We start from the raw sequence: 6,222 nt of genomic DNA on the forward strand, positions 1-6,222 counted from the left end.
AAGCTGAAGTCATTCCTATCAATACTGGAATGGCTTCTTTTGCGTACATATATATTTCCCCAATTTGTTCACCTACTTTTCTATTCTCGTCTTAAAGTGAACCTACTCAAACAAATATAATGTACCCTGTTTTACTGAAGTATACCTTTTACCTCTAGTAGTGTACTGATTGATGGTGTAGGAACTTTCATTCTAATGTGCATAGTACTTTTAGATAAACGAGCAAAACTTTTATTAATAATCATTTTATCTATCCTATAACTTAAAAATAGGGATATTGCCCAAGAGTCCAGCTTCCGTTCAATACCCCTATCTTTTCAAATCATTGTTACGACTATATTTACCAGCCATATTTAACTATGGAGACGGCGGGAGTCGAACCCGCGTCCGGAGGCTCTAACACTTAAGCATCTATGCCTGTATTTTTCCAAATTAGATTCGCGTAGCACTATGCTAAAGCCTTGAGAAATAAGCGTTTGTGCCGTTTCCATAATTATTTATTTTAGGGTTTTACTCGCCAGGATGTCATGCAACGACTAAGAGTTGTTGCATGGCTGTTTTTGCAAATAAAACGGACCTAAAAATGGACATTTTCATGATATATTTATTAAACATACGTACCCGATTGTGGTAAAACATAAGCAACTGTCTAGCTTAACTAACGCAAGGTAAATTTAAGTACCTTCTTAAACCTTCTCGTTACATTGAGTTAACTAACAAACTATCTATTTTTCATTACTTCTGCTAATTGATGAGAATTTAAATCTTCTTCGTCATTCAGCTTTTCAATAATGTTATGATAGTCTTTTTCATTACGATTTTGACTTAGTTTATTAGCAGCTTGAAATTCATGTACTTTAATCTTAAATCCAACAATCCCTTTTAGTTGTTCTAAAACTTCAGGAGATAGATTATCCCATAAAACTGGATTATCACGGTGTTTTTCGTATTTTTGAAGCAACATTGCCAGTTCCTGTTTAAGCTCTTCTTCATCCAAAATGCTGGCTATACCATATGCATGTACAGCTTGATAGTTCCATGTCGGAACATTTTCCTTTTCATACCAGGAAGAAGAGATATAAGCATGTGGTCCTTGAAACATAACCAGTACATCTTCACAGGTTTCGAATGTTCTCCACTGAGGATTCCCATAAGCCATATGTCCTGTTATATAGTAAGTATCTCCTTCCTTCATTAACTGCAATGGCAAATGAGTGGCAATTGGTTTTCCTTGTTCTGTTGTGACAATCGTGCCAAAAGAGTTTTTTTGAATAAAATCCCGAATTTCATCAGCATCTTTGACTTTGAAATATTTAGGAATATACATAGTAAACCACCTTTCAAAACAGTTATGTGAGTGTATTGATCATTATAAAGTCCACTTGTTCTTCATTACCCATATAAAAAGAGTGGGCTCCAGTTTGAACAAACCCCCTTTTTTTATTAAAAGCAATAGCCTTTTCATTTTTTTCCCATACACCTAGCCAGATTTTATTTTTCTTACATTCTATCGCAATTTCCTTCGCTTTATTTAGAAGGCACTTACCAAGCCCATGTTCTTGAAATTTGCTCCTAATATAAATCCTCTCAATTTCAAGTGATCCAACGTCCATTTCTTCCGACTGAGCATTATCGGTGTTGACCTTCAAATATCCAGCGACTTCATCATTAAAATAACAAAAATAGAAGTGCGAAGAAGGATTGGATAATTCTTTTTCTAATTGTTTTAAGTTAAATGCTCTTTCCAAATAGGCATTCATATTTTCGGGTGCATTTTGATGCTTAAATGTCTCAATAAACGTTTCTTGACTAATTTCTCGAAGTTCGTTTGAATCTTCAAGTATACACTTTTTTATATTTATACCCATTTGAATATATCTGACGTCAACGAGCGTATTTTTGCCGTTTGGCGACTGAACTAAAATTATCAAGACCTAATTTTAAAAAAGATAGAACCCTTTCTTCTTTTACTAAAGCATCCGTTAGCACAATAAGTAAAGAGGATTTTATTCAAAAATTGCGCCCGTTAATGGAAGATACTTTAATCTTCATGATTTTATAGACATGGCAAGTCGCATCACCAGCCGTACAGGAGTCGCAGGGTTTTCCATTTGATTGACATCTCCAATAAAAAACATGTCACTATCGGGATAGTAAAATGCAAAGGAACCTGTTGAACCAGAATGACCAATTAACTCACCTTTTCCCATAAAAATTGTTGCAAGACCATTTAGTGGAATTCTCATATATCCAGAACCGTAATGAATTGGAAGCATAGAAGCCTGCAATCTGTTGTTTACTTTTAGTTCATGAAAAACAGTATTATTAAATAGCTTTCCTTTAAAGAAAGCCTTGATAAATACCATTAATTCACGAGCCGTAGAAACACAACCGCCACTTGCGCGAACGCTCCTAAGTAATTTTGGACGGTATAAGGCAGTGCCCTTATAATAGACATACGGGATAAAATCATCCTCATCTTTCGGAAGATAAGTGTTTTTGAGTTCTAATGGATCAAAAATTAATTGCCTATACACATCTTCCAATGTTGAATTAGTAACTATTTCAATTATTTTTCCGAGAATTTCAAAGTTTATATTTGCGTAATGAGCTCTTTTTCCCATATCTGGTGCAAAGTGTGGTTTTATTTCCTTCGTCTTTAATAGGGTTTCATTAAAATCAATTTGCACATCCTTATAAAGGATAGCACGTTTTTTCGACTTATTGCTCCCCTCCTCAATCACATCCCTCAATCCACTTGTATGAAACAATAAGTTCGAGATTGTAAGTCTATTAGAATACTCTCGGCCTTTGTATACGTGAAGGTTCTTTAATGTGTCTTTTTTTAAATATCTTGTTATTTCATCATCCAGTGACAGTTTTCCCTGCTCTCTCAATATATAAATACAAGTGGTTGTGAACAGCTTTGTGATACTTGCAATAAAGAATGGCGTATCTATATTCTTCCCCCCGTACCCAAAGCTGTATGAAACATCTCCATTGGAATTTTCTACGAGAAGAACAGATTCATGTATTTGCTTTTTTTTTGTAAGGTTTCCGAAAATTTTTCGGACTTTTAGTTTTTGAATTTCGATATGCTTACCTCCCCCATGTTAATCATTATAATAACGATTTTGACTGAAACCTTATTAGTTAATCCAATTTATTAGTAAATGGACGTAACTTTTCTGATACTTTTACATAAATTAGGAGAAAATCAACATTAGTATATTCATAGCAATATGTGCAAACATATGTGCAAGCATGGCAAGTTCTAGATTGTGCTTCCAATAAATCCAGCCAAAGAAGAAACCAGGTAAACCATTTAGGAGAATCATTCGGAACCAAATGAATGGTGTCATTTCTATATTACTTGCGGTTATGCCATAGTGACCTAATGCAAATATTAATGCACTAATGAATATGGCAACGATAAAGACCCAGTTAGAAGGTTTTGCCGATTTTCGATCAAATAGTTTCCAAAAAATAAAAACTAACAAGCTCATTAACCCAAAACGCGTTAGTAGTTCTTCAAGAATTCCTCCGTAGAGTAAAGCTGTTATAAATTCTAACGCACTATATGGTCGTAATAGTTCTATTAAACCATCTGGTAAGAACGGTCGGAAAAGATAATCGAAACCTCTCAAAACAACCGCTGCAATCAAACCGAGTATGATAGCTAGTTTAATCCCTTTTATCCACTCTGATTTTGGCTTTTCTCTAGCGTGAGGGTGAATAATCACAGATTTTAAACCCACTTTATGAGCAATGAAAAATCCAATGACAAGAAAAATTATAAATAAAACAAAATTTGGTATGACGGAGAGTAAGGCTAACATTTCAGGCGGTCCTGAGAACCCCGTCATTTCACTCAATTGCTCTAACTGGGTCCGATTTGTCGATAGTACAAAAAAAATGGAGAAAAAAATTGCAATGATTCCAACCAAGAGATAAATGAATAATCCTTTAACACTTTTTTGCTTTATCATAGCTAACCTCCTTGATTTTAGTTTAAAGGTCATTAAATTATGAATTTTTGTTTTCTCTGTTAACGATAGAAAACATCTTCGTCGAAGACAAGATATTCTACAATTTTAGTTATCGTATTGTTAAAGATGTCATCTAATAGTAACAATCTCTCAGAAAACAGCTTAGAATTAATTGTAAGACAAGAATTGGCGCAATCACTCCCCATGGGATTCCATTTAACAGTTCATTCATTTTTCCTCCTCCAAATTGTTTACTTACCCTTAATACGATTACGTTCGTCTAAACGTTCACTCACGAAAAAATAAATAAAAAAATCTCAGGAATTTGATCCTGAGATTTTTCTTTTAAATTTTTTTCTTGCAAAAATAAGATAGATAATAAGATACGTTGGAAATTGAATAAGGCCTAAAAAGCCCCATAGCCAAGCATTGTATCCCCTCTTCTGTGCATCCCAAAACATCCATGAGCTCTGGCAAATCAGAATGAATGCAATCACGACCAATAACCAAAGCGGTGTGCTACTGAGTTCGTTTAAGTTCATTCATTACTGACCTTCTTTCTAGTTTTGTTAAGAGCTACGGGCAATAAGATAATCCCCACAAGCTGAAAATATAGAAAAAGAATTGGCTGACGATAAACGACAGCAATCACAACCGATAGCACAAATACTGCAACAGAGATAAACGTGAGGAGGTCTTTCCATTGTTTTTTTCGTATTCTTTTTTTCTCTAATTCAACGTTCTGTTGAAACCATTGTAAGTGTGGAGTAGATACTGGATTCCATTGATCCAGTTTTTCTAAACCATCTATTAATTGCTTAACCGTTAATTCATCTTCATCATCCAACATAGAATTACTATTTTTAAGATCATACTCCTTCAAGTTCAGCCAACTCCTTTCGTATACTTTTTAGACCATTTGAAACTCGAGATTTTACTGTTCCTTCTGCAATACCCATCATTTTCCCAATTTCCTTATATGAATATCCGTAATAATGCTTTAACAAGATTGGCATACGTATTTCTTCATTAATTTGAGCAAGTATATCAAGTACATCAGTCCATTCTTCGTTCATATTGGCTGCAATCCATTTCATTTTTCGGAGAGCTTGTTCCTGCTCTAGCCAGTTTATCTCCCGCTTCTTTCTACGCTGTTGATCGATAAAAAGGTTTGTTGCGATTGTTATGAGCCATGAGGAAAACTTGGATTCACCATTATACAGTTGGATTTTTTCAATACACTTCATCATCGTCTCTTGTGTTAAATCTTCTGCGATTTGTGGATGAAGGGTAGCTTTCATTAAATACTTAAATAGGAACGAATAATTCTGTTGTAACAGTTTCGAAAGAGCCAATGTATCTCCTTTTTTCGCCTTTCGAATTAAATCCTTTTCATCCATGAGATCTACTCCAGACAATAATAATCTATATGTAATACGACTAACTGGGGAAAATCGTTCATTTTCAAAATAAAGAATCACAACAAAAACATTTAGCCACCTATTAGTATTAATTAAGTTTACCTGAAAGTTATATATTTGACCAAAAACCAAGGTATTATTGCTCATTCAACGAGTTCAGAATACTTTTTTAATTACTATAGTATTATCAAACTACTTACATGATTTGTTTAAGTATGTCTTCTTTAACTAACTAACTTGATTAATTTTTTCATTGCATTTAAACTGCATAAAGAAGTCCTCCTTGTTTGATGATGGGTCAATGGTCGTTGACACCCACATCATACTAGAGGGCTTTTTTTCTTTCAAGACCCCGAACATCCTTCAAACAGGAATGCTGCCCCGTTAGTGCAACATTATAAATACTAAAGCAATTAGACAAATTGGGAATCCAACAATTAACATTCCAGCGACAAGATAAAAAATACTCATGAACCTCCCACGACTGAATTTTGTATTTTAAATAAGTAGAAAAACGTATTTATACATAGTGATTGCTAAGTAAATGCGTTTTAAAATAACCCTATATTCATATTTCAATAGATCCTCTTCCAACTCCCTTCAATACCTTTTTGAATGCAAAAAACCGACATCTCCTGAATAGGAAAAATCGGTTTTAATATAAATCACGCAAAATGCGTAAGTATCTCTTCTGGTATGCCAAAGCAATTTTCGGGCGTGTCTCGAAGCAAACGAAAAGCTGCTTTCCTAGTTCTCAATGAACTAGGAAAGCTGCTTTTTATTATGACCCCTACGGGATTCGAACCCGTGAT

At 34.3% G+C, this 6,222-nt stretch carries 6 protein-coding genes; all 6 read right to left on the minus strand.

From position 1 onward, the window contains the following. Window positions 1–721: 721 nt before the first annotated feature. A complete protein-coding gene (locus AC25Y6_RS16125; protein ID WP_488143739.1) occupies window positions 722–1,327 on the minus strand; it encodes an FMN-binding negative transcriptional regulator in 606 nt (201 codons plus the stop codon). A 22-nt stretch (window positions 1,328–1,349) separates the two neighbouring features. Then, complete coding sequence (gene paiA, locus AC25Y6_RS16130) at window positions 1,350–1,868, minus strand: spermidine/spermine N(1)-acetyltransferase (protein ID WP_488143740.1); 519 nt, start codon at window positions 1,866–1,868, stop codon at window positions 1,350–1,352. Between the two features lie 180 nt (window positions 1,869–2,048). After that, window positions 2,049–3,095 carry a serine hydrolase domain-containing protein gene (locus AC25Y6_RS16135; RefSeq protein ID WP_488143747.1) on the minus strand — a complete coding sequence of 349 codons (1,047 nt, stop codon included), beginning with the start codon at window positions 3,093–3,095 and terminating at the stop codon, window positions 2,049–2,051. Window positions 3,096–3,206: 111 nt separating this feature from the next. After that, the gene (locus AC25Y6_RS16140) at window positions 3,207–3,989 is read right to left on the minus strand and encodes a CPBP family intramembrane glutamic endopeptidase (protein WP_488143741.1); all 783 of its coding nucleotides are present in this window, start codon (window positions 3,987–3,989) and stop codon (window positions 3,207–3,209) included. A gap of 538 nt (window positions 3,990–4,527) precedes the next feature. Next, window positions 4,528–4,872 carry a YxlC family protein gene (locus tag AC25Y6_RS16145; protein WP_488143742.1) on the minus strand — a complete coding sequence of 115 codons (345 nt, stop codon included), beginning with the start codon at window positions 4,870–4,872 and terminating at the stop codon, window positions 4,528–4,530. Further along, window positions 4,859–5,389, minus strand: coding sequence for an RNA polymerase sigma factor SigY (gene sigY, locus AC25Y6_RS16150; RefSeq protein WP_488143743.1), 531 nt, complete (start codon window positions 5,387–5,389; stop codon window positions 4,859–4,861). Before sigY ends, AC25Y6_RS16145 begins: the two co-directional genes overlap by 14 nt. Window positions 5,390–6,222: the final 833 nt, after the last annotated feature.

The organism is Sporosarcina sp. Y1004, from assembly GCF_057669665.1.